Genomic DNA, 22,890 nt, shown 5'->3' on the forward strand with positions numbered 1-22,890 from the left:
TGAATTCTTGTTAGTTAGTGGTGGTAGTGGTCAGCAAACCGAGTTCCTTGCCGGCCTGCTCGAAGGCGGCCAGCACTTGCACCAGCTGTTCGCGCGTGTGCGCGGCCGACAGCTGCACGCGCACCCGCGCCTGGCCCATCGGCACGACCGGGTAGAAGAAGCCCGTCACCAGCACGCCCAGTTCATACAGGCGGGCGGCAAACTTCTGCGCCACGGGGGCGTCGAACAGCATCACAGGCACCACCGGATGCGTGCCCGGCTTGATGGTAAAGCCGATGCGCTCGATCTCGCTGCGGAAGAAAGTCGTGTTTTCATGCAGGCGGTCGCGCAGTTCCGTCGACTTGGCCAGGCGCTCGAGTACCGACAGCGAAGCGCCGGCGATCGATGGCGCCAGGGTGTTCGAGAACAGATAAGGGCGCGATTTCTGGCGCAGCGTGTCGATGACTTCCTTGCGCGCCGACGTGAAGCCGCCCATGGCGCCGCCCAGGGCCTTGCCCAGGGTGCCCGTGATGATATCGATGCGGCCCATCACATTGTGGTGCTCGTGCGTGCCGCGGCCCGTCGCGCCCATGAAGCCGGAAGCGTGGCATTCGTCGATCATCACCAGCGCGCCGTACTGGTCGGCCAGGTCGCAGATCTTGTCGAGTTGCGCTATCGTGCCATCCATCGAGAACACGCCATCCGTGACGATGACTTTATGGCGCTTGCCGGCGGCGACCGCCGCTTGCAGCTGCACTTCCAGGTCTGCCATGTCGTTATGCAGGTAGCGGTAGCGGCCAGCCTTGCACAGGCGGATGCCGTCGATGATGGACGCGTGGTTCAGCGCGTCCGAGATGATGGCGTCGTTTTCATCGAACAGGGGCTCGAACACGCCGCCGTTGGCGTCGAAAGCGGCCGCGTAGAGTATGGTGTCTGCGGTGCCCAGAAAAGCGGAAATCGCCTGTTCCAGTTCCTTGTGCACGGTTTGCGTGCCGCAGATGAAGCGCACGGACGACAGGCCGTAGCCGTATTTTTGCGTAGCGGCAATCGACGCTTCCTGCGTCTGCAGATCGCCGGACAGGCCCAGGTAGTTGTTCGCACACATATTGATCAGGGTACGGCCATCGTCGCACACCACTTCAGCGCCCTGGCGCGAGGCGATCACGCGCTCGGACTTGTACAAGCCCTGTTGGCGCAGTTGATCGAGATTCTGTTGCAGACCGCTGAAAAAGGTGTTCTTCGCTTGCTCGCTCATGATGATCCTTGTGTGTCCCTGTTGTATGCCTGTTGGCTGCATGGGCCGCCGCTTGACCGGCGCGCGCCATATGCTGTACCGTGAAGCGCTGTTTGAAGTCTGCACGTTTCCGTGTTTTTCCTCAAAATCCACTATGTCGAACTGAAATTCAATATAGTGGATATTACCCAAGCCTATTGAACTTTGCAAGCCACCTGCCGATGAAAACCAGCGTTTCGACCAATTCTCCCCCTGAAGTGGGTGCCACCCTGCAACGGCTGCGCCTGGCGCGCGGCCTGACACTCGAGGATTTGTCGCGCATCGCGGGCGTCTCGAAGTCCATGCTGTCGCAAATCGAGCGCGAAAAAGCCAATCCCACCATCGCCATTACCTGGCGCCTTGCCAACGCCCTGGGCGTGCAGATCGGCGAATTGCTGTCCAGCGCGGAAAAAGCCGTGGAAACCATCCGCATCACGGACGCCCACGAAACCCCCACCCTGCCCGGCGACCACGCGGGCTACGTGCTGCGCATCCTGGGGCCGATGGAACTGGCCGGCAAATACGAATGGTATGAAGTGACCCTGGCGCCCGGCGGCGAACTGGCGTCGCAGCCGCACGATCCCGGCACCACCGAGCATTTGACGGTGATCCACGGTAACCTGGAGCTGGAAGTGGGCACGGCGAAGAAAAAGGTCAAGAATGGCGGCACGGCACGCTATCCGGCCGACCAGCCGCATACGATACGCAATCTGGGCAAGACCGAGGGCAAGGCCCTGCTCGTGGTCATCCACAGGTAATAGCCCAAAGGCAAGAACTGGGGTCGTACCCTCAGGGTACGACCCCGGCGGCAGTGGGGTTCAAGTCAGGCACTGCATTCTCCAGTGCGCAACAAGCCCCTTTCCTCATGCTAAGATTTTAGTATAGACAAGATTTCCAGGCCTGGATGTCTTCGCAGAGCGTCGCGGCACATCCCGGCTCGTCCCTCCGCCGCAGCACGCGCGGCATCCAGGCCTCCACTGTTTTTACGGAGCCCACGCGATGACCATTTCCGACAGCACCACCACCTTCCACGACAAGCAAGTCGTCCAGTACGACCCGGACTTGCCCTTCGACGCATCACCAGACATCGTCTACCGCCTCTCGCTCGAGTATGACGACAAGCGCAAGATGCCGGACCTGATCACCGGCTTCCTGGAAAAAACCGACAAGAACACACTCGAAGCGCTGATCATCGGCATGTGGGGCGACCCGTACGAATCGGGCGCCGACGATGTGATCGCCGCGCTGATCGCCCATGCGCCACAGCTGCCCAACTTGCGCGCCCTGTTCATCGGCGACATGACGTACGAGGAATGCGAAATCTCGTGGATCGTGCAAGGCAGTTACAAGCCGCTGCTGGACGCGTTCCCGCAGCTGGAAGAGCTGCGCATCCGCGGCGGCAATGAGCTCGTCATCGAACCGTTCGCGCACCAGCACCTGCGTCGCTTCACCATCGAAGCGGGCGGCCTCGATCAAAAGATCGCCGAGGCGCTGGCGCAATCGAGCATGCCACAGCTGGAACACCTGGAACTGTGGCTGGGCACGGAAGAATACGGATTCTCGGGTGACGTGGACCTGTACCGCAAGGTGCTGGCGCAGCTGACCGTGCCGACCCTGAAATATCTCGGCTTGCGCGACGCGGAAATCGCCGACGACCTGGCCGTCTGGCTGGCCGAGGAACCGCTGGTGGCGCAGCTCGACACCTTGGACCTGTCGCTGGGCACCATCGGCGACCTGGGCGCCGTGGCCATACTCAATCACACGCAACTGGGCAAGTTGAAGCGCCTGGACCTGTCGCACCACTACATCTCGGAAGAAAACCAGGCCAAGCTGAAGGCGCTGCCCTTCGAGGTGGTACTGGACGACCCGCAGGAAGCCGATGAAGACGATGGCGAAAGCTACCGTTATGTCGCCGTCGGCGAATAAAACCTGATGCTTTTGCTGGCCACCGCCGGCAGCAAGCGCGTGCGCCTGATGCAGGCGGCGCGCGCGCAACTGCGCCTGCCGCCCGCACAGGTGCTGGAATGGCGCGACTGGCTGGCGCAGCCGGCGCTGCTGGAAGCCGCCCTGCGCCAGCCCCGCTGGCTGAAAATCGAACCGCCCGGCGACGATCCTGCCGCCCATTTGTTCTTGCTGCAGGCGGGCTGCCGGCTGCTGGAGCGTCCGCCCGTCGCTGCGCCCGCGCATGGCGAGCTGCTGGCGATGGATGCCTGGTTTGCCGGATTTGCATCCGCCATGGCTTCCCTGGCGCTGCAACTGGCCGACTTGCCGCAAGCGCGCGTGCTCAATGCGCCGGCCGAAATCACCCTCATGACGGACAAGCTGGCGTGCCAGCGACACCTGGCCGCGCACGGCGTGCCCGTACCTGCCTTGCTCGGCCCCGTGCACGGCTACGAGCATCTGCAGTCGCTGCTGCACGAACACCAGCTTGACCGCGTGTACCTGAAACCGCGCTACGGCTCGTCCGCGTCGGGCGTCGTCGCCTACCGCCGGAACAAGGCCGGGCGCCAGCAAGCCACCACCTCGGCCGCCTTGTACCGCACGGAGGGCATAACGCGCCTGATGAACAGCAAGCGCATGGCGCGCTACGAATCCGAACACGACATCGCCGCCCTCGTCGACGCGCTGGCCGCGCAGGAACTATACGCGGAAGCGTGGCTGAACAAGCCGCGCTGCGGCGACAGCCACTACGACCTGCGCGTCGTGACCCTGGCCGGCCGGCCCGCGCACCGGGTGGGGCGCATCGGCAAGCAGATGATGACGAATCTGCACCTCGACAACCGGCGCGGCGACGCAGCCGGCCTTTTGAACGCAGCCGACCTGGCCGCGCTGGAAGCGACCAGCGCCCAGGCCGCGCGCGCCTTCCCCCACAGCCACGTCACGGGCTACGATCTGGTGGTGCGCCAGGGCCAGGCACATGTGCTGGAAGCGAATGCCTTCGGCGACCTGCTGCCCGGCCTTCTGTGGCAAGGCATCGATACCTACACGGCGCAACTGGCCCATGCATAAAGAAACACCGCCCATCCCCGACATGCACGCCATCGTCGGCAGCCACGACATCGTCTTCATCACGCTCGACACCCTGCGCTACGACGTGGCGCAAGCGCTGTACGAGGCGGGCGAACTGCCCGTGCTGGGACGTTTTTTACCACCGGGCGGCTGGGAACGGCGCCACTCGCCCGCCACGTTCACCTACGCGGCGCACCATGCCTTCTTCGCGGGATTTCTGCCCACGCCGGCCACACCGGGCCGCCACCCGCGCCTGTTCGCCAGCGCTTTTGCGGGCAGCGAAACCACCTCGCCGCACACCTGCACTTTCGAGGAAGCGGACCTGCCCGCCGCACTGGCCGCGCGCGGCTATCGCACCGTCTGCATCGGCGGCGTGGGCTTTTTCAATAAACAGACCGCGCTGGGCACGGTGCTGCCGTCGCTGTTCCAGGAAAGCCACTGGAGCGCCGGCATGGGCGTGGCCAGCCGCCACTCGACGCAAAAACAGGTGACGCTGGCAATCGAACGCCTGGCGGACGGCGACCAGCGCAACTTTTTGTTCATCAACGTGGCCGCCCTGCACACGCCGAACCGCGCCTACCTGCCCGGCTGCCGTGCCGATAACCTTGACAGCCATGCGGCGGCCCTGCGCTATGTGGATGGCGCGCTGGCGCCACTGTTTGCCGCCTGCGCCGCGCGCGCACCCACGTTTGCCATCGTCTGCTCGGATCACGGCAGCGCGTATGGCGAAGACGGCTACCGGGGCCATAGAGTGGCCCATGACAGCGTGTGGAACGTGCCGTACGCGCACTTCTTCATCGCCCCCGATACATCTCCCAAGGAATCCCCACCGTGAACCCATCCGAACAGCCTGGCACCCTGGCGCAGCGCATGCGCCACACGCCCTACCAGGCGTATTCCTATTCGTATCCGCACAAGGCGGCTTACCGCGCCTTGCCGCAGGCAGCGCCGCTGGCGCCCCTGTGGGCGCAGCAAGACCGCTCCGCCCTGTTCGCGTATATCCATATTCCGTTTTGCGAAATGCGCTGCGGCTTTTGCAACCTGTTCGCCATGGCGCGCCCCAGCGCCGACATGGTCGAGCGCTACGTGCAGCAAGTGCTGGTGCAGATGCGCGCCCTGGCCGGCGCGCTGGGCGAACGGCGCTTCGCCCGCTTCGCGCTGGGCGGCGGCACGCCCACCTATCTGTCACCGGCGCAACTCGATACCCTTCTGTGCGGCGCGCGCGACATCCTCGGCATCGACTTGCAACACACGCCGGCCGGCATCGAAGCGTCGCCCGAAACCATCACGGCGGAACGGCTTGCCGTGTGCCGCGCGCACGGCATCGACCGGGTCAGCCTGGGCATCCAGAGCTTTGCCGCCGGCGAGATGCGCGCGCTGGCGCGCCCCCAGCAAAACGCCACCGTGCATCACGCCATCGGCCTGATACGCGCAGCCGGCTTTCCCACCCTGAACCTGGACCTGATCTACGGCATCGCGGGCCAAACCGTGGCCAGCCTGCTCGCTTCCATCGACAGCGCGCTGACGTTTGCGCCCGAGGAGATCTACCTGTATCCGCTGTACGTGCGAGAACAAACGGGTCTCGGCAAGGTGGCGCGCCGCCAGGGCGCGCAATCGCTCAACCCCATCATGCTGGCGCAGGACGGCGACAGCCGTTTGGCCCTGTATGCGGCCGCGCGCGACCATTTGCGCGCGCAAGGCTATGAGCAGGTCTCGATGCGCATGTTCCGCGCCCCGCATGCGCCGGAACAGAACGGGCCCTCGTACTGCTGCCAGAATGACGGCATGCTGGGCCTGGGCGCGGGCGCCCGCTCCTACACGGCCAGCCTGCATTATTCGAGCGAGTACGCGGTGGCGCGCACGGACACCATCAACATCATCGACGGGTATCTGGCACTCGATGAAGCGCGTTTCGCGCAGGCCGAACACGGCTATGTACTCGATGATGCGGAACAGCGCCGCCGCTACGTGATCCAGTCGCTGCTGACCGAACCAGGCCTGGACCGCGACGCCTACGCGGCGCGCTTCGGCAGCCGCTGCGAAGCAGACTTGCCCCAGCTGGCCGAATTGCACGCGCTGGAATTGGTGGAAGAAAATGGCCCGCTGCTGCGCCTGAACGAGCGGGGCTACAGCTACGCCGACACCATCGGCCCGTGGCTGGCCTCCGATACGGTGCGCGCGCTGATGGCCGAAGGCGGCCAGGCGTGCTGACAGCGCAAACGCAAACGCTGTCCCTGCTGTACCGCGGCACCCTGGCCAGTTGCAATTACGCCTGCGGCTACTGCCCATTCGCCAAGAAGCGCGACAGCCGTACCGCGCTGGCCCGCGACGCGCGCGAAGTGGCGCGTTTTACGGATTGGGTGGCGGCGCAAGACCGGAACATCAGTATCCTGTTTACGCCCTGGGGCGAAGCGCTGGTGCGGCGCCACTACCGCGCGGCCATGCAAACCCTGGCAGCCTTGCCGCACGTGCGCCAGGTGGCGCTGCAAACGAACCTGTCCGGCCCCTTGGGCTGGCTGGAGAACATGGACGGGCTGGACAAGATCGGCCTGTGGTGCACCTACCACCCGGACCAGACGACCCTGGCGCGCTTTCTCGCACGCTGCGCGCGTCTGGATGCCATGGGCGTGCGCTATTCCGTCGGCGTCGTGGCGATGAACGAACATCTGGAGGCCATCCGCGCCCTGCGCGCGGCCCTGCCGGCCCACGTCTACCTGTGGCTGAACGCGTATGACCGCCGTGGCCCCGGTTACTACAGCGAACAAGACCTGGTCTGGCTGGATACCGTCGACCCGTGGTTCGCGCAAAACCGCCGCCCATCGCCCTCGCGCAATAAACCGTGCCTGGCGGGCGAAGCGTCGCTGTCCGTCGATGGCGACGGCGAACTGGCGCGCTGCCATTTCGTGCCCGAGCGGCTGGGGAATCTGTACGTGGATGACCTGGCGGACATGCTGCAGGAACGCGCCTGCCCGCGCTTCAAGTGCGACTGCTATATCGGCTATGCGCAGCGCAAGGATTTGCCGTTTCAGGCAGTGTTTGGGGAGGGGGTGCTGGCGAGGATTACGCCGTTAAATGCTGGGGTCAGGAGTAGGTCGGATTAGCGGCGGCACGCCGCGTAATCCGACACATTGTTGGCGCTGGCAGTGTCGGATTACGCCCTTCGGGCTAATCCGACCTACCGTCTTACCACCTGTTTACTGCGCCGCCACCTTGGCCGGCTCCGGTGCCGCGACTGGCATCATCTTCAGCGAACGGCTGAGGAAGCCCCAGCGGTCGGCCACTTCTTCGATCTGCTTGGTCGTCGGCTTACCGGCGCCATGGCCCGCCTTGCTGTCGATGCGGATCAGCACGGGTGCCGGGCCGCCTTGCGCTGCCTGGGCGGCGGCGGCGAACTTGAAGCTGTGGGCGGGCACGACGCGGTCGTCATGGTCGGCCGTCGTGATCATGGTGGCCGGATAGCAGCCGCCTGCTTTCAGGTTGTGCAGCGGCGAGTATTTCACCAGCGCCTTGAATTGCTCGGCGTCGTCCGACGAACCATAGTCAGGCACCCAACCCCAGCCCACGGTGAACTTGTGGAAACGCAACATGTCGAGCACGCCTACTTGCGGGATGGCTGCCGCGAACAGGTCGGGACGCTGCGTCATGGCTGCGCCCACCAGCAGGCCGCCATTGCTGCCGCCGCCGATCGCCAGCTTGGATGGCGATGTGACTTTGTTGTCCACCAGCCATTGCGCCGCGCCGATAAAATCGTCGAACACGTTTTGCTTGTTCAGCTTGGTGCCAGCCTGATGCCAGGCTTCGCCGTATTCACCGCCGCCGCGCAGGTTGGCCATCACGTAGACGCCGCCCATTTCCACCCAAGCCAAGTTGGCCACGGAGAAGCTCGGCGTCAGCGAAATATTGAAGCCGCCATAGCCATACAGATAGGTGGGATTACTACCGTCGAGCTTCATGCCTTTTTTCGAGACGATGAACATCGGCACCTTGGTGCCGTCGCGGCTGGTGAAGAATTGCTGGCGCGTTTCAAAGGCGTTCGGGTCGAAATCGACCTTCGGCTGGCGGTACACGCTGCTCTTGCCCGATTTCATGTCGTAACGGTAGATGGTCGCCGGCGTCGTGAAGCTGGTAAACGAGTAGAACGTTTCCGTGTCGCCACGCTTTCCCGCAAAGCCGCCGGCCGAACCGATACCCGGCAGCGCCACTTCACGCACCAGCTTGCCTTTCAGGTCGACGATCTTGATTTGCGTTTGCGCATCCTTGAGGTAATCGAGCACCAGCTGGTTGTTGATCAGGTTGACGGCGACCAGGGTTTCCGCCGCTTGCGGCACGATTTCCTTCCAGTCGGCGGGCGCAGGTTTGCGCGTGTCGATGGCGATCACGCGCGATTTTGGCGCCTTGTTATCCGTCTTGAAGAAAAACACGGGGCCGTCGTTGTCGATGAACGAGTAGGACGCGTCAAACGCTTCCAGCAAGCCCACGACCTTGGCGTTCTTCTGGCGCAAATCCTTGTAGAAGACGCGGTTCTTGCGTTCCGTGCCCTGCGTGGCCGTGATGATCAAATAATTGCCGTCGTCGCTGACGGTGCTGCCGCCAAACGCCCATTCCTTCTGGTCGGGACGGTCGAAGACCAGCACGTCGTCGCTTTGCGGCGTGCCGATCTTGTGGAAATACAATTTCTGGAAGTAATTGATATCGGCCAGCTTGGTCGCTTCGTTCGGCGCGTCATAGCGGCTGTAGAAGAAACCGCTGTTGTCCTTGGTCCACGAGGCGCCCGAGAACTTGGCCCACTTGATGTGGTCCGTCAAATCCTTGCCCGATTCGATATCGCGCACTTTCCACTCGTTCCAGTCGGAACCGGAAGCGGACGTGGCATACGCCAGGTACTTGCCGTTCGGGCTGATCGAAGTGCCGGCCAGCGCCACCGTGCCATCCGTGGACAGGGTATTCGGGTCGAGCAGCAGACGCGGCTCGTCCGTCAGTTTTTTCACCGTGTACAGCACGGCCTGGTTCTGCAAGCCATCGTTGCGGCTGTAAAAGTAACGGCCGCCCTGCTTCGTTGGCGTAGAGAAACGCTCATAATTCCACAGCTTGGTCAGGCGCTGCTTGATCGCGGCGCGCTCGGGGATGGTGCCCAGGTACGACTGCGTCAGCTTGTTTTGCGCCGCCACCCAGTCGCCCGTCTCGGCGCTGTTGGCGTCTTCCAGCCAGCGGTAGGGGTCGGCAATGGTGGTGCCGAAGTAGCTGTCTTGCTGGTCGACTTTTTTGCTGACCGGATACGTCACGGGGGCGCCATCGCCGGCCGGGCAGGATTGTGCCAGGGCATTGCCACCGAAAGCGGCCAGCAAGCTGAATATGAGGGTTGCACTACGTAATTGCATGGGTTGTTGTCTCATTGTTGGATGTCGAAGAAAGCAGGCCGTTCACACTCACGCTGCGGCTGCCATGTTGACTTTCGCCAAGAGAAATCATAGCGCGGATTGGCACTTTTAAAGCACAGTTATCTGATGAATTTGCCGTCTTTTGTTTGGGCAATTTGCCTGAATCACCGTGATAAATCGCGTTTTTGACGAGAATCGGCAAACTGACGGGCAGGCAAGAAACATTATCAAAAGTTAATACGTTTCATCAAGCTGTCATAAATCTTCTTTACTATAGGCAACATGTTCATGGCCCGTCCAGAGGCCGTGCCGCCACATCCTCCTATGCACACTCTCGCCCTCCCTTCCACCACCGCCGCGCCGCCCGGCGCGATGCCATCGAATGTGGCGTATCTGAAGCCGCCGTCTGCCCCCATGCCCATCGAAGGAACGGATGCCTTGCACGAGATCCTGGCAGGCCGCAAGCTCAGCGCCCTGTTCCAGCCCATCATCCACATGCACAGCGGCGACATCATCGGCTACGAAGGCTTGATACGGGGGCCTTCCGACAGCCCCCTGCACGCGCCGATGAATCTGTTCAAGGTGGCGCGCGCGCATGACCTGACCCTGGAAGTGGAACACCTGTGCCGGCAAGTGGTGCTCGAACGCTTTGCCGAACTGCAGTTGCCCGGAAAACTGTTCCTCAACGTCAGCCCTGAATGCCTGCTGCTGCGCAATGCCCGCCATGGCGAGACCCTGGAATACATCGAACACATCGGCATCAATCCGGACCGTGTCATCATCGAGCTGACGGAAAACCAGCCCACCTACGATTACGAGCTGATGCGCGAAGCGGTGCTGCATTACCGCAACATGGGTTTCCAGATCGCCATCGACGACCTGGGTGAAGGCTTTTCCAGCCTGCGCCTGTGGTCGGAATTACGCCCGGAATACGTGAAAATCGACATGCATTTCATCCAGGGCATCAATCATGACCCCGTGAAACTGCAGTTCGTGCGCTCGATCCAGGAAATCGCGGAAAAATCGGGCACGCTGGTGATCGCCGAAGGCATCGAGGCGCAAACGGAATTGCTGGTCTTGCGCGACCTGGGCGTGGCGTTTGGACAAGGCTATCACCTGGGCCGGCCCAATGCCGTGCCGGCGCGCGCCCTGCCGGCCGAAGTGGTGCAGGCGCTGGGACGGAACGGCGTGGCCGTGTATCCGCAGCGCAGCAGCCTGGAAAAGAACGGCGCCAGCATTCGCAAGCTGCTGAACAAGGTGGCGGCCGTTTCGCCGCAACTCAATAACAACGAGGTGTACGATATCTTCCTGAAGGAACCGAAGCTGATGATCATCCCCGTCGTCGATGACGGCGTGCCGCTGGGCCTGATCAGCCGCTTCGAGATGATCGACCACTTCGCCCGCCCCTACCAGCGCGAACTGTATGGCAAGAAATCGTGCAGCCTGTTCATGGATGCCACGCCCCTGATCGCCGACCACGAGACGAGCTTGCAGGAACTCAGCTACACCATGGTGCAGTCCGACGCCCACCATCTGTTCAACGGCTTCATCATCACCGAGCACGGCCGCTACCTGGGCATGGGCACGGGACACGACCTGATGCGCGAAATCACGCAGATGCAGATCAATGCCGCACGCTATGCCAACCCGCTGACGCAACTGCCTGGCAACGTGCCCATCAACGAGCATATCGACCGTTTATTACACAGCGGCAGTCGCTTCTGGGTCTGCTATTGCGATCTCGACCACTTCAAGCCCTTCAACGACGTGTACGGCTATCGCAAGGGCGACGACGTGATCCAGCTAACGGGAGAAATCCTCAGCAGCCATTGCGACCCGAACCGCGACTTCATCGGCCACATCGGCGGCGACGATTTCATGATCCTGTTCCAGAGCGAAGACTGGGAAACGCGCTGCCAGGCCATACTGGAGCGCTTTGCCGCCGCCATCCTCGCCTATTACAGCACGGGCGACTGCGAACGGGGCGGCTACATCAGCGAAGACCGGCAAGGCAAGAAAGTGTTTTATTCATTGATCAGCCTGTCGCTGGGCGTCATCAAGGTCGAGGCGCACCAGTACTACACGCACCATCAGATTGCCACGCAGGCGGCCGAAGCGAAGAAACAGGCGAAGAAAATCCACGGCAACAGCCTGTTCCTGGACCGGCGGCAAGGCACGGGCGTGGCGCGCATGGATGCCTAGCCAGCGTCAATAGCAAGAGAATGAATGGGGATCAAATACGCACGAGGTCGCCAAACGCATTGCTGCTACGCGTATCGGGCACGAATGCCAGGCTGATGTGCGCGCCTTCGCGACGCGCCTGCACGCGGTAGCGGCCCGCGGGCACGTCCACGAACAGGCCGCCACAGGCCGTGTCCGGTTCCAGGCCGCCACCCGTCACATCTTCTCCGGCGCCGATGAAGACGCGGCCCGAGACGACGGCCAGATGCACGCTCGCGTGCGGCTCGGCAAGTTCCGCGTACAACGCGATGTCATATGCGCCGTCGCCACCCACGTTGAAAAACGCCACTTGCCCCGCATTCACGGCCGCCAGTTCCGCACTGGGGATGCTCCACCAGTCGCAGTCATCATCGAGTTTGTGGCGCGCCAGCGCCGGGTCGAACACGCACACGGTGGCCGTGCCGGTCACAATGGTGACGAGCTTGCCTGCCGCCATGCCGCCAGCGGCGCAGGCCCCAGCAGGGGCTGACTCTCCACGTACTGCGCACTGGCTTGCGCCTGCCAAGGGAAATGGCCATCGCGCGACGGCCAGACGATCTGGTACAGCATAAAATCATCGCCCTGATAATACCAGCGCGCATAGCCGACATAGTTGCGGTATTGCTCGACGGGCACGCGCACGAAGGCGCACTGATGGCCTTCCAGCAAGGCGTCCGTGGTAGCCGTGAAATCCGTGATGGCGCCGCTGCGCGCGGCGTCCAGCGCCACGTCGAGTATCTGGTGGGCCATGGCGCGCGGCAAGCCCATGATGAGAAATTCAGGCTGGCCGAAACTGTGGCAGGCGCCTATCGTGAAGGCATAGCCGGGACCGACTTCATCAGCACTGATATGCACGCCATGCCAGCCATGCGTGGCGATGTCGTCGATGACTTTTTGCTCGGATGCATCCTCGCCTGCCTGCCTTACCATGCTTCACCTTTCACTGTGCCTGAAACCCGCGCCGCCTTCGCGACATGCTCTTCGGCAATTATCGCATGCAGTGCGCGTCCGTGCGCGCACGCTGCCGGCGCTTCAGTCTGGCGGCGGCAGCGGCGGCAGCGGCGGAAAGCGCCCCTGGTGCCATTGCCGCATGCGCTGCTGCGCCTCTTGCAACTGTGCCGGCTCCAGCCTGGCGGCCGCCGCTTCCCTGGCCTTGGCCGCCCCGCTATCGCCGCCCTCGGCCGCCAGCGCCAGCCACATGTAGCCGCACAGCACATCTTTCTCCACGCCGCGCCCGCTGTTATACATGCCGCCCAGGTTGTACTGGGCCAGCGCATGGCCCTGGCAGGCCGCACGCGCATACCATTGCACGGCCAGGCCGTGGTCTTGCGGCACACCATGGCCGTTCGCATACATGACGCCCAAATTGTTTTGCGCGCTGGCATCGCCCTGCTCGGCGGCCGTACGGTACCAGCGCACGGCGCAGACATCGTCGCGTTCCACGCCCTGGCCATTGGCATACATCACGCCCAGGTTGAACTGCGCATTCGACGCGCCCTGGGCCGCCGCCCTGGCATACCAGTCCAGCGCCTGACGCAAGCCGCGGGCGATGCCGCGCCCGCCCGCATACATGCCGCCCAGATTGTATTGCGCCATGCAATGGCCCTGCAGCGCGGCGCGCCGGTACCAGGCCACGGCACGCGCCTCGTCCTTGTCCACGCCCTGGCCGCGCGCCAGCATCAGGCCCAGGTTGAACTGGGCGTCGGCATCGTCCTGCTCGGCCGCCCGCTGCAGCCAGGCATAGGCGCGCAGCTGGTCGGGCGCCACGCCCAGGCCTTCCGCATACGCCACGCCGAGTTGCCGCTGCGCCACCGCCAAGCCCTGGGCGGCGGCCTGGCGGAACCAGGCCAGCGCCTGCGCATCGCTTTGCGCCACGCCCTGCCCCCGCTTGTAGACGAGTCCCAGGTTCAGCTGCGCCTGCGCATCGCCCTGCAAGGCTGCCTTGCGGAACCAGGCCAGGGCCAGCGCATCGTTCTTTTTCGCGCCCAATCCCTGGGCATACGCTACACCCAGCATGGATTGCGCGCTGGCCACGCCCTGTTCGGAGGCGCGGTAAAACCACGCCAGGGCCAGCTCGTCGCTCTGCAGTACGCCCCGTCCCTTGCGGTACATCTGCCCCAGGTTTTGCTGGGCCGAGGCATCGCCCTGGGCGGCGGCGCGGCGAAACCACAGCACGGCGTCTTCGTCGCTCTGCGCCACGCCGCGGCCGTGGTAATACAGGGCGCCCAGGTGGTTCTGCGCGAACGCCAGCCCTTGCAGCGCGGCCAGGCGCAGCCAGACAAAGGCGCGCGCATCGTCCTGCGCCACGCCTTCGCCCTTCTTGTACATCAAGCCCAGGTTGAACTGGGCATAGGCATTGCCCTGTTCGGCCGCCGTGCGGAACCAGATATACGCCTGGTGGCTATCTCTGGCAGTATGGTGCTTGTCCATGTGCGCCCCCATCCACATTGCGCTTGCCGGCAGCACGCGCAAAACGGCGGCCCAGGGCGGCGAAATCGTGTGTGTTGCCTAAATTTTAAATTCGATACGGGGGAAGGATTTGAGCAGGCTCAAACGAAATAACAAAATTATATCGTTTTGATGAGCCCGCCTAGAGGCGATGCGAAGATCAGCGGCGTGATGGATGCTTCTGCAGGAATTGCGGCACTTTCGCGGCCGCCAGCTTGTTCAGCGACACCAGCAGGTCGGCGTCGACATCGGCGATGCCGTAGCTGCTGCGCAAATGGCGGCCGATATGGATCAGTACTTGCGCCGCCACTTCCGCATCGGACTCGGCCCTGTGGGCGGCGCTCTTGAAGGCGATGCCCAGCTGGCTCGACAGCAAGCCCAGCTTGTAACTGGCCATGCCGGGAAACACGCGGCGCGACAGTTTCAAGGAACACACGAGCGACTGGTGCGCGGGTGTCAGGTTCAGCCTGGCGCTTTCCGCGCGCAGGAATTTTTCATCGAAGCTGGCATTGTGCGCCGACAAGGCATCGCTGCCGATGAAATCGAGCAACTGCGGCACCACCTCGGCCACGGGCGGCGCCTTGTCCACCATCGCCTGCGTGATGCCCGTCAAGCCCGTGATGAACGAGGGAATGCGCGCATTGCAGTTGATCAGGGTCACATAGCGCTCCGTGATCCGCCCGCCCTCGATGCGCAAGGCCGCCACTTCCGTGATGCGGTCGCCCATGTCGGGTGACAGTCCGGTCGTCTCGAAGTCGATCATGACGATCGGTTTGTCAAACACATTCATGAAGTCAGGCTCTTTCTGCGATGCTACGGTGGGCCAGCTTAGCCGAACTTGCGCACGGCGTCCAGCGCGAGGCCGGCACCGATACTGCCGAACAGGTCGCCTTCGACCTTGCGCGCGGCCGGTACCAGGGCCGCGATCTTTTCACGCAGCAAGCGCACGCCGCTCGATCCGCCCGTGAAGAACACGGTGTCGACGGCTTCCGGCGCCACGCCCGCGTCGCGCAGCAGCCGCAGCACGGTTTCTTCCACGGAACCGCACAAATGGCCGATGGCGTCGTTGAATTGCGTGCGTTTGAGCAACAGGCTCTGCGCGGGCGACAAACGCTCCAGCTCCAGCTGCACTTCGGCCGCGTCGGACAGGGCAATCTTGCCCTCTTCGACTTTCATGGCCAGCCAGTGGCCGGCGCGCTCGTCGATCAGCTTTTGCAAGCGCCCCATCTTGTCTTGCTCACGCGCATCGCGGCACACGTCGGCCAGCTGGACCCAGATCTTCTTGGTGTACGCCAGGTTGATCGTGTGCCAGGTCGCCAGGTTGAAATAATAGCTGGACGGCACTTCGCTATTGTTATGCAGCCGGCTGCCATAGCCGAGCAAAGGCATGACCGAAGACAGGCTCAGGTATTTATCGAAATCCGTGCCGCCGATGTGCACGCCGCCCGTGGCGAGGATGTCGTCGCGCCGCTCAGCCTTTTTCGCCCGCGCGGGCGACAACCGCACCAGCGAAAAGTCGGAAGTACCGCCGCCGATGTCGGCGATCAGCACCAGCTCTTCGCGGTCGATCTGCGACTCGTAGTCGAAGGCGGCGGCAATCGGCTCGAACTGGAAGGCGACGTCCTTGAAGCCCACGGAACGGGCCACGTCGGCCAGCGTATCTTGCGCCAGCTGGTCGGCCTGCGCATTGTCATCGATAAAGAAGACGGGACGGCCAAACACGGCCGACGAGAATTCGCGGCCGGCCGATTGCTCGGCGCGGCGTTTCACTTCACCAATGAATTGTGCCAGCAACATGCGAAATGGCAAGGCGCGGCCGCCCACTTCCGTCTGGCCATCGATGAGACTGGTACCCAGCAAGCTTTTCAGCGAGCGCATCAAACGCCCCTCGTAACCGGCCAGATAACCGGCCAGCGCCGCGCGGCCAAAACTGACTTCCTCGTCTTCCGCATTGAAGAAGACAACGGACGGTAAGGTCGTCTTGCCATCTTCCAGGCCGAGCATGGTGCTCTGCCCGGGACGTGCCCAGCCTACCGTGGAATTTGACGTGCCGAAATCGACGCCGCAAGCATTGGCCATGTCGACCCTTCCCTGAATAAAGGGGCATTATCTTATCAGAAGGCACGCCATTGCACCAGAAAAATACTTCCGGCACGGCCAAGACAACAAGCTTGCTTTGCATCAAGTAGCGAAGGTGTGCACAAGCTACTCTTGGGATTGACGCCGAGCAACTCGGCAAGCTCCCGGAGACCCATCGTGCCCCATGCCCCCCTGCGCCACCTGCCCGCTGCTTTGCTGACTGCCATCCTCGTTTCTCTCGTCGGCTGCGGCGGCGGGGGCAGTACCGATAGCCAGGCTGGCGCCGGCTGCTCGCTGCACAGCACGGCAGGCTGCGGCGGCAGCCCGCCGCCACCCATCAATCCGCCCGTCACGCCGCCTGTCACTCCACCCGTGATTCCACCCGTCACGCCACCCGAGCCGGCCAGCCTGGCCAGCGCCGTCAACCTGGTGTTTTCCAGCACGGAACTGGCCTCGGCGGGCCTGCCCGGCAGTGAAGTGGCCGTCACGGCCCTCGTCAAGGATGGCGCCAACCTGGCCTTGCCAAACGCAACAATTTCCTTTGCTGCCGATTCCGGCATCCTCGGCAGCGTCGACGCCGTGACAGACAAGAACGGCCAGGCGCGCGCCCTGCTGGGCACCGGTGGCGCCAACAGCAACCGCAGCATCACCGTGACGGCCAATGTGGGCGCGCGCAGCGGCAAGGGCACGGTGGCGGTCACGGGCAGCAGCGTAGAGTTGCTGGGGCCGGCCGCCTTGATGCTGGGCCAGGGCGCCGACCTCACCGTCACCGTGCGCGACTCGGCAAAGCGGCCCGTGGCCGGCGCCGCCATCGCCTACAGCACGGGCGCCGGCAACGGCCTGCGCGTCAAGGATGGCGGCGCGGCGCTCAGCAATGCGCAAGGCCAGCTGCTGCTGCGCCTGACGGCAGGCAGCCTGGGCAAGGATGCCGTCTCCGTCAGCGCGCTGGGCGCTGCCGCCACGCAAGCATATGCCGTGGCCGGCAGCGAACTGCGCCTGAGTCCGGCCGTGGGCCAGGACGCCAGCGGCGCGGACGTGCTGCCGGAAGTGGCGATCCTGGCCTGCCAGCCCATCGACGTGCGCTACGACAAGGCTGGCGTGGCGCAAACGGGCAGCGCCAGCCTGTCGACCTCGCGCGGCAGCCTGTTTGCGGACAGCGCCTGCAGCCAGGCCTTGCCTGCCAGCTTGAACTTTAACAATGGCAACTTGCCACGCAGCTATGTGCAGTCGGCCAACGCGGGCGTGGCCACCGTCACGGCGGCCGTGGCGGGCGGGCCCTCGGCACAGACGCGGCTGGAATTCGTCGCTCCCCTGAGCGGCGCCAGCAAGCTGGCCGTGCAGGCGGAGCCGGCCGTGCTGCGCGCGAATACGGGCACTTCGGCGGCCTCGGTCGACAACGCCAGCAGCAGTATCAGCACAAGTATCAGCACCATCAGCGCCGTGGTGCGCGATGGCGCGGCGAACAACCTGGTCAAGAATGCGCCCGTGCTGTTCAGCATCTTGAGCGACCCCAGCGGCGGCTACCTGCGACAGGCGGGACGGGTGCTGACGGGCAGCGACGGCCTGGCGCGCGCCGTGTATGTGGCGGGGCCGGCCGATAGCGGGCGCGACGGCGTGCTGATCCAGGCACGCATCGAGGGCGCAGCGCAAGCGGCGGCCACGGCCCTCGTGCGCCTGACGGTGGCGCGGCAAGCGCTGTCGATCAAGCTGGGCACGGGCAGCCAGCTGCGCGAATACTCGACCAGCGTGCTGCAAAAGGACTTTACCGTATTCGTTTCCGACAGCGCAGGCAACGCCGTGTCCGGCGTCGCCATCACGGCTGCCGCCTGGCCCAGCCGCTATGCCAAGGGATATTATGTGTGGGAGGCGGACAAGCCCGAGTTCCCCGACACGGGCGTCTGGCGCCTGGCCCTGCCCCGCTACAGCTGCGCCAATGAAGATGTCTTGCGCAACGGCATTTTTGACGCCGCCTACGACCGCAACGGCAATGGCGTGCTCGATCCGGGCATCCCCCTGACCGTCAGCGCCAGCGGCCTGAGCGACGCGCTGGGCATGGCCACCGTCACCCTCAGTTATCCGCGCAACCATGGTTCCTGGGTGCACGTCGCCCTGACGGTGCGCGGCACGGTCAGCGGCACGGAAGCGAGCGCCACGGCGGATTTTCCACTACCCACGCTGGCCAGCGACTTCAGCGTGCGCCGCGTGGATCCGCCAGGACGCATCAGCCCCTATGGCAGCGGCCCCTGCGACAGCCCCGACTGAGGGGCAAGCATACCACTTGCCATTCAATCAAATTATTTGCAACATGGACAAGAAAACAGTCTTGCCACATGGAAATATTTTCGCTATGCTCATTTTTCCCGCCCACGCCGCCACAAGCGGCCGGGCCTGCAGGAATACTTTGAGACAGATTGCTTGCCAGACCAATATGCGAAAAAAGAATACTGTAGCCTGGACACCCGGCACCACCGTCCGCCCCGTACCCGGCGCCGGACGGCGCGTGACCTCGTATGACGTGGCCCTGCTGGCCGGCGTGTCACAATCGGCCGTGTCGCGCTGCTTCAAGCCGGGCGCCAGCATCTCGCCCGCCACCCAGGCCAAGGTCATGCAGGCGGCCATCAGTCTCGACTACATCCCCAACGCGGCCGCGCGCAGCCTGATCACGCGGCGCTCGAACCTGGTGGCCGTCATCATTTCCAACCTGGCCAACCTGTACTATCCGCAAGTGCTGTCCGACCTGAGCCAGCAGATCGCCCGCCAGGGCAAGCGTTTATTATTGTTTACCCTGGAGCGCGAAGCCGATATCGGCAAAGTCTTGAGCGATGTGTGGCAATACCAGGTCGATGGCGCCGTCGTGGCCGCCGGCCTGTCGGACGAGCAAATGCTTGAGTTTGGCCGGCGCGACGTGCCGCTGGTGCTGTTCAACCGCAGCCCCCGCGAGCACGCCGTGCATGCCGTGCTGTGCGATCAGGGGGAAGCGGCGCGCCTGCTCGTGTCGCGCCTGGCCGAGGCGGGTCACCGCCAGTTCGCCGTCATCGACGGCCCCGGCGACTCGGCCGTGGCGCAGGAACGCAAGGCCGGCGTGCTGGACCGGCTGTTCACGCTGGGCTTGCCCGCGCCCATCGTCGTCAGCGGCAACTACGATTACGCCAGCGGCGGACGGGGCCTGCGCAAAGTCATCGACCGCCTGGGCCGCGTGCCGGACGCCGTCATTTGCGGCAACGACATCATGGCCATCGGCTGCCTGGACACGGCGCGCCACCAGATGGGTATCCAGGTGCCGCTGCAAATGTCGGTGGCCGGTTTCGACGCGCTGGAAGCGTCGGGCTGGCTCAGCTACGACATCACCACCCTGCGCCAGCCCGTGCAAAAGATGGCCACCGACGCCGTCGCCATGCTGGGAGAACTAATGGAACGGCGCGGCGGCAATGCCGAACGGCGCCGCTATTGTTCCTATCTGGTGGAGGGGAGCACGGCGAGGCTGAGCAGCGAACCGGCGTATATGGCACAGCGTCTCGGCATGATGGCCGCTGCCTGAAAAACACCCGTGGCGTTGTTGCCGGCCCCTCGCAGTACTTGCGTACTGTCCTCGGGGCGGCGCCTAGCCACAGGCGTTTTTCAGACATTCAAAGTTCGCACACAAAACCTTGCACATAAAAAACCTCGCATCGCTGCGAGGTTTTTTTTGTTGTGGCTTCGGCTGCTCAACCGAAGATCTTGCCCTTGAGCATATTCAAGCCCTGGCTGACGAGGTCATTGCCTTCTGGCACTTGACCGTTCGGCGTCAGCTTGTCGATCAGCTGGGGCAGCAAGGCTGCCAGGCCGCCCGAGGCCGCGTCCGGTGCGACGCCCGCTTTTTCAGCGATCTGCGTGATCGTGTCGGCACCCAGCGCATCCTTGATCTGTTCGCCGGAGACGGGCGCATTGGCGCCGGTGCCGATCCAGCTGGCCACCTGGTCGCCCAGGCCGCTTTCCTGGAATTTCTGCAGCAGGCCCGGCAAGCCGCCATGCTGGTTGACCAGCTCCATCACGCTGGCCATCAGCCCCGATGACGCTTCCCCATCCGCGCCCTTGTTGCCCAAAGCGCTCATCGCCTGTCCTGCAAGTTGATCTAGCAAACTCATCGTATTCTCCTGAACGCTGTCGATTCATGCCGCGTGACTGCGGCGTCGGGCATGGCGCAGCCTATTCTCCGCCATGGAAATCATTATACTATGAATAATAACAGTGCCATAATTGCAATTTCAAGATGAACACACAGATAGGCTCAATGCCGAGCCGCCCACCTCTATCATATTTAGTTCAGCACAACATGCAAGCGTAAATTGACGCTTCGCAGAAACGTGTAACATTAATTTGCCTGCTTACGGAGGAGTATCAATTTCCGGGTGCTTAGCGGCTGGCATCACGCAATGCTCCTGAAGGTGCGCCCGCCCACAGTCGGCCTGGTCGCTTGTGCGTAGACTGGCCCCACCACCACCACCACCACCACCACCACGAGGACGGCCCCATGCCACACGCGCAACACCAGGATGAAGATGGCCAGCCCGGCGACGAAGGCGACTTGTCCGACCTGCTCAGCGAATTGCGCATCCTGCTGCCGGGCGCGCAGATGCTGACGGCCTTCCTCATCATCCTGCCCTTCAACGGCGGCTTCGCGAAGATCGTGCAGGCGGAAAAAGTCGTCTTCCTGCTGACGTTTTTCCTGTCCATGACCAGCCTGGTGCTGCTCAGCGCGCCAGCCATCCAGCACCGCGTGATGCGCCCCCTGCAAGACCGCGAACGCTTCAAGCGCGTGGCCGACCGCATCATGATGTGCGGCGCCTTTTCGCTGGCGTTGGCGTTCATCCTCGGCACCAATCTGGTGATGTCCGAAGTGTTCGGCCACATCGCCGGCATCGTCGCCTGCATGCTGATGGGTACACTCATCATTTGCATGTGGTGGTGGCTGCCCCTGCACTTGAAGCACGCCAGGAAAATCTAGACGGCAAGGCCCGCCTGCTTCAGCAAGGTCACGAGGAAGATCCCCCAACAGCGGATGCATTCCGTGTTATCGTTAACAACAAGAGCAAACACGGGTGTGTGCAGTGCAGCAGATTTTAGCCGTCGCCCTGCAGAGCTTGCCCGAATCTTTTACAATGTTGTCCTTGGGCAGTTGTTATAGCCCGAAAATACCGGCCATCCGTCGACTCTGGTGGCGCATTGCCACTTCCGGCCGGGCCACAGCACGCCTCTCCACCCTGTCATTCTTTACCCAACTAACAAGCACATGCACGCCTCCGTAGATCCCCTGATTCCGCGCGTCACTGCGCCTTTTGGCGCTGGCTATGCCGACCTGGCCCTGGCCCTCGGCGGCCTGGCCATCGGCACGGGCGAATTCGCCTCCATGAGCATCCTGCCCGTGGTCGCCGACGACCTGGGCACGACTTTGCCGCAGATGAGCCACATGATCAGCGCCTACGCGCTGGGCGTGGTCGTCGGCGCACCCCTGATCACGATCTTCCTGGCGCGCATGCCGCGCCGGCTGATGCTGATCTGCCTGATGCTGATGTTCGCGGGCGGCAACTTGCTCAGCGCCATCGCTCCCAATTATGGCTTGCTGGTGGTAGCCCGCTTCGTGGCCGGCATCCCGCATGGCGCCTACTTTGGCGTGGCAGCGCTGGTGGCGGCCGCCCTGGCCGAACCGGACAAACGGGGACAAGCCGTCGCCCGTGTCCTGATGGGCTTGACTGTCGCCAATATCTTCGGCGTGCCGCTGGCCACGTATATTGGCCAGACCCTGGGCTGGCGCTCGGCCTTTTTGCTGGTCGCCGCGCTGGGCTTGCTGACCATGCTGATGGTGCGCATCTTCGTGCCCATGGTGGCCGCCGGCGATTCCAGCCCGCGCCGCGAGCTGGGCGTGTTCCGCCGCCTGCAAGTGTGGCTGACCCTGCTGATGGTGGCGATCGGCTTCGGCGGCATGTTCGCCGTCTACACCTTCATCACGCCCACCTTGCTGGAAATCACGAAAGTGTCGCCCCTGGTCATTTCCATCTTGCTGGCCATCATCGGTGTCGGCATGACCTTGGGTAATCTGATCGGCGGCTGGCTGGCCGACCGCTCGCGCCTGTGGACCATCTTCGGCGTGCTGCTGTGGAACGTGGCCGCGCTGGCCGCGTTTACTTATACCAGCAGCAATGTCTGGCTGACGGCGATCAACCTGTTTGCCATCGGCGCCGGCATCGCCGTCGCTCCCGCCGTACAGACGCGGCTGATGGACGTGGCCGGCGACGCGCAAACGGTGGCCGCCGCCCTCAACCATTCAGCCTTCAACATCGCCAACGCGCTGGGCGCCTGGGCCGGCGGCATCGCCATCGCCATGGGCATGGGCTTGCGCTCGACGGGCTGGGTGGGCGCCATGCTGGCCTGCGGCGGCATCGTCGTGCTGGGTATTTCCGTGCTGGTGGAAAACCGCAGCCGCAATGTGGGCGGCGCGCAGCCGGCCTGATGCTGGCGCATAGGAAT

The 22,890-nt window shown here is 63.6% G+C and carries 19 protein-coding genes; 11 read left to right on the forward strand and 8 right to left on the reverse strand.

All coding sequences use genetic code 11. The features are described 5' to 3' along the window. Positions 1-10: 10 nt before the first annotated feature. Positions 11-1,234: a glycine C-acetyltransferase gene (kbl, locus tag CLU93_RS25790; RefSeq protein ID WP_099763935.1), complete on the reverse strand. Its 1,224-nt coding sequence runs from the start codon at positions 1,232-1,234 to the stop codon at positions 11-13. A gap of 200 nt (positions 1,235-1,434) precedes the next feature. Here kbl and CLU93_RS25795 point away from each other — a divergent pair, with 200 nt between their 5' ends. From CLU93_RS25795 to CLU93_RS25820, 6 genes are all read left to right on the forward strand, one after another. Next, positions 1,435-2,010 (forward strand): helix-turn-helix domain-containing protein, encoded by a 576-nt coding sequence (locus CLU93_RS25795; RefSeq protein ID WP_034751403.1) that lies wholly within the window; start codon positions 1,435-1,437, stop codon positions 2,008-2,010. A gap of 241 nt (positions 2,011-2,251) precedes the next feature. After that, positions 2,252-3,178, forward strand: coding sequence for an STM4015 family protein (locus CLU93_RS25800; RefSeq protein WP_099763936.1), 927 nt, complete (start codon positions 2,252-2,254; stop codon positions 3,176-3,178). Between the two features lie 6 nt (positions 3,179-3,184). Further along, on the forward strand, positions 3,185-4,261 hold the full coding sequence (locus CLU93_RS25805) for an STM4014 family protein (RefSeq protein ID WP_099763937.1): 1,077 nt from the start codon (positions 3,185-3,187) through the stop codon (positions 4,259-4,261). Then, positions 4,254-5,096 (forward strand): STM4013/SEN3800 family hydrolase, encoded by an 843-nt coding sequence (locus CLU93_RS25810; RefSeq protein ID WP_099763938.1) that lies wholly within the window; start codon positions 4,254-4,256, stop codon positions 5,094-5,096. The genes CLU93_RS25805 and CLU93_RS25810 overlap by 8 nt, the downstream gene beginning before the upstream one ends. Further along, positions 5,093-6,472 (forward strand): STM4012 family radical SAM protein, encoded by a 1,380-nt coding sequence (locus CLU93_RS25815; RefSeq protein ID WP_218968361.1) that lies wholly within the window; start codon positions 5,093-5,095, stop codon positions 6,470-6,472. The genes CLU93_RS25810 and CLU93_RS25815 overlap by 4 nt, the downstream gene beginning before the upstream one ends. Further along, positions 6,466-7,362 carry an STM4011 family radical SAM protein gene (locus tag CLU93_RS25820; RefSeq protein ID WP_099763939.1) on the forward strand — a complete coding sequence of 299 codons (897 nt, stop codon included), beginning with the start codon at positions 6,466-6,468 and terminating at the stop codon, positions 7,360-7,362. The genes CLU93_RS25815 and CLU93_RS25820 overlap by 7 nt, the downstream gene beginning before the upstream one ends. 93 nt (positions 7,363-7,455) lie before the next feature. Here CLU93_RS25820 and CLU93_RS25825 read toward each other — a convergent pair whose 3' ends face one another. Continuing rightward, the gene (locus CLU93_RS25825; protein WP_180287948.1) at positions 7,456-9,639 is read right to left on the reverse strand and encodes a prolyl oligopeptidase family serine peptidase; all 2,184 of its coding nucleotides are present in this window, start codon (positions 9,637-9,639) and stop codon (positions 7,456-7,458) included. Positions 9,640-10,053: 414 nt separating this feature from the next. Here CLU93_RS25825 and CLU93_RS25835 point away from each other — a divergent pair, with 414 nt between their 5' ends. After that, positions 10,054-11,841, forward strand: a complete 1,788-nt coding sequence (locus tag CLU93_RS25835) for a GGDEF domain-containing protein (RefSeq protein ID WP_099763942.1) — start codon at positions 10,054-10,056, stop codon at positions 11,839-11,841. A gap of 31 nt (positions 11,842-11,872) precedes the next feature. Here the strand turns inward: CLU93_RS25835 and CLU93_RS25840 are convergent, their stop codons facing one another. The 5 genes from CLU93_RS25840 to CLU93_RS25860 form a co-directional block, all read right to left on the reverse strand. Further along, positions 11,873-12,316: a DUF6386 family protein gene (locus tag CLU93_RS25840; RefSeq protein ID WP_099763943.1), complete on the reverse strand. Its 444-nt coding sequence runs from the start codon at positions 12,314-12,316 to the stop codon at positions 11,873-11,875. After that, positions 12,286-12,789, reverse strand: coding sequence for a DUF4262 domain-containing protein (locus tag CLU93_RS25845; protein ID WP_099763944.1), 504 nt, complete (start codon positions 12,787-12,789; stop codon positions 12,286-12,288). The genes CLU93_RS25840 and CLU93_RS25845 overlap by 31 nt, the downstream gene beginning before the upstream one ends. A 102-nt stretch (positions 12,790-12,891) precedes the next feature. Next, positions 12,892-14,289 carry a tetratricopeptide repeat protein gene (locus CLU93_RS25850; protein WP_099763945.1) on the reverse strand — a complete coding sequence of 466 codons (1,398 nt, stop codon included), beginning with the start codon at positions 14,287-14,289 and terminating at the stop codon, positions 12,892-12,894. A 178-nt stretch (positions 14,290-14,467) separates the two neighbouring features. Continuing rightward, a complete protein-coding gene (locus tag CLU93_RS25855; RefSeq protein WP_180287949.1) occupies positions 14,468-15,097 on the reverse strand; it encodes a 3'-5' exonuclease in 630 nt (209 codons plus the stop codon). A gap of 38 nt (positions 15,098-15,135) precedes the next feature. Further along, on the reverse strand, positions 15,136-16,386 hold the full coding sequence (locus tag CLU93_RS25860; RefSeq protein ID WP_099763946.1) for an Hsp70 family protein: 1,251 nt from the start codon (positions 16,384-16,386) through the stop codon (positions 15,136-15,138). 177 nt (positions 16,387-16,563) lie between these two features. On the opposite strand from CLU93_RS25860, the gene CLU93_RS25865 reads away from it, so the two are divergent. Next, the gene (locus CLU93_RS25865; protein ID WP_099763947.1) at positions 16,564-18,648 is read left to right on the forward strand and encodes an Ig-like domain-containing protein; all 2,085 of its coding nucleotides are present in this window, start codon (positions 16,564-16,566) and stop codon (positions 18,646-18,648) included. 166 nt (positions 18,649-18,814) lie between these two features. Further along, a complete protein-coding gene (locus tag CLU93_RS25870) occupies positions 18,815-19,924 on the forward strand; it encodes a LacI family DNA-binding transcriptional regulator (protein ID WP_099763948.1) in 1,110 nt (369 codons plus the stop codon). 166 nt (positions 19,925-20,090) lie between these two features. On the opposite strand, the gene CLU93_RS25875 is transcribed toward CLU93_RS25870, so the two are convergent. After that, positions 20,091-20,510 carry a YidB family protein gene (locus tag CLU93_RS25875; RefSeq protein ID WP_099763949.1) on the reverse strand — a complete coding sequence of 140 codons (420 nt, stop codon included), beginning with the start codon at positions 20,508-20,510 and terminating at the stop codon, positions 20,091-20,093. A gap of 386 nt (positions 20,511-20,896) precedes the next feature. Between CLU93_RS25875 and CLU93_RS25880 the strand changes: the two genes are divergently transcribed. Beyond that, on the forward strand, positions 20,897-21,370 hold the full coding sequence (locus tag CLU93_RS25880) for a DUF6328 family protein (RefSeq protein ID WP_099763950.1): 474 nt from the start codon (positions 20,897-20,899) through the stop codon (positions 21,368-21,370). A gap of 285 nt (positions 21,371-21,655) precedes the next feature. After that, a complete protein-coding gene (locus tag CLU93_RS25885; RefSeq protein ID WP_099763951.1) occupies positions 21,656-22,873 on the forward strand; it encodes an MFS transporter in 1,218 nt (405 codons plus the stop codon). Positions 22,874-22,890 lie beyond the last annotated feature (17 nt).

The sequence above is a fragment of the Janthinobacterium sp. 35 genome (assembly GCF_002754575.1).
GTDB lineage: Bacteria > Pseudomonadota > Gammaproteobacteria > Burkholderiales > Burkholderiaceae_D > Janthinobacterium > Janthinobacterium tructae.

Excerpts from the sequence above, each read along its gene's own strand:
- CLU93_RS25825 (WP_180287948.1), bottom strand. The coding sequence starts at position 9,639 with ATGCAATTACGTAGTGCAACCCTCATATTCAGCTTGCTGGCCGCTTTC.
- CLU93_RS25840 (WP_099763943.1), bottom strand. The coding sequence starts at position 12,316 with ATGGCGGCAGGCAAGCTCGTCACCATTGTGACCGGCACGGCCACCGTG.
- CLU93_RS25805 (WP_099763937.1), top strand. The coding sequence starts at position 3,185 with ATGCTTTTGCTGGCCACCGCCGGCAGCAAGCGCGTGCGCCTGATGCAG.
- kbl (WP_099763935.1), bottom strand. The coding sequence starts at position 1,234 with ATGAGCGAGCAAGCGAAGAACACCTTTTTCAGCGGTCTGCAACAGAAT.
- CLU93_RS25855 (WP_180287949.1), bottom strand. The coding sequence starts at position 15,097 with ATGAATGTGTTTGACAAACCGATCGTCATGATCGACTTCGAGACGACC.
- CLU93_RS25850 (WP_099763945.1), bottom strand. The coding sequence starts at position 14,289 with ATGGACAAGCACCATACTGCCAGAGATAGCCACCAGGCGTATATCTGG.
- CLU93_RS25800 (WP_099763936.1), top strand. The coding sequence starts at position 2,252 with ATGACCATTTCCGACAGCACCACCACCTTCCACGACAAGCAAGTCGTC.
- CLU93_RS25835 (WP_099763942.1), top strand. The coding sequence starts at position 10,054 with ATGCCCATCGAAGGAACGGATGCCTTGCACGAGATCCTGGCAGGCCGC.
- CLU93_RS25870 (WP_099763948.1), top strand. The coding sequence starts at position 18,815 with ATGCGAAAAAAGAATACTGTAGCCTGGACACCCGGCACCACCGTCCGC.
- CLU93_RS25810 (WP_099763938.1), top strand. The coding sequence starts at position 4,254 with ATGCATAAAGAAACACCGCCCATCCCCGACATGCACGCCATCGTCGGC.
- CLU93_RS25880 (WP_099763950.1), top strand. The coding sequence starts at position 20,897 with ATGCCACACGCGCAACACCAGGATGAAGATGGCCAGCCCGGCGACGAA.
- CLU93_RS25795 (WP_034751403.1), top strand. The coding sequence starts at position 1,435 with ATGAAAACCAGCGTTTCGACCAATTCTCCCCCTGAAGTGGGTGCCACC.
- CLU93_RS25875 (WP_099763949.1), bottom strand. The coding sequence starts at position 20,510 with ATGAGTTTGCTAGATCAACTTGCAGGACAGGCGATGAGCGCTTTGGGC.
- CLU93_RS25885 (WP_099763951.1), top strand. The coding sequence starts at position 21,656 with ATGCACGCCTCCGTAGATCCCCTGATTCCGCGCGTCACTGCGCCTTTT.
- CLU93_RS25845 (WP_099763944.1), bottom strand. The coding sequence starts at position 12,789 with ATGGTAAGGCAGGCAGGCGAGGATGCATCCGAGCAAAAAGTCATCGAC.
- CLU93_RS25860 (WP_099763946.1), bottom strand. The coding sequence starts at position 16,386 with ATGGCCAATGCTTGCGGCGTCGATTTCGGCACGTCAAATTCCACGGTA.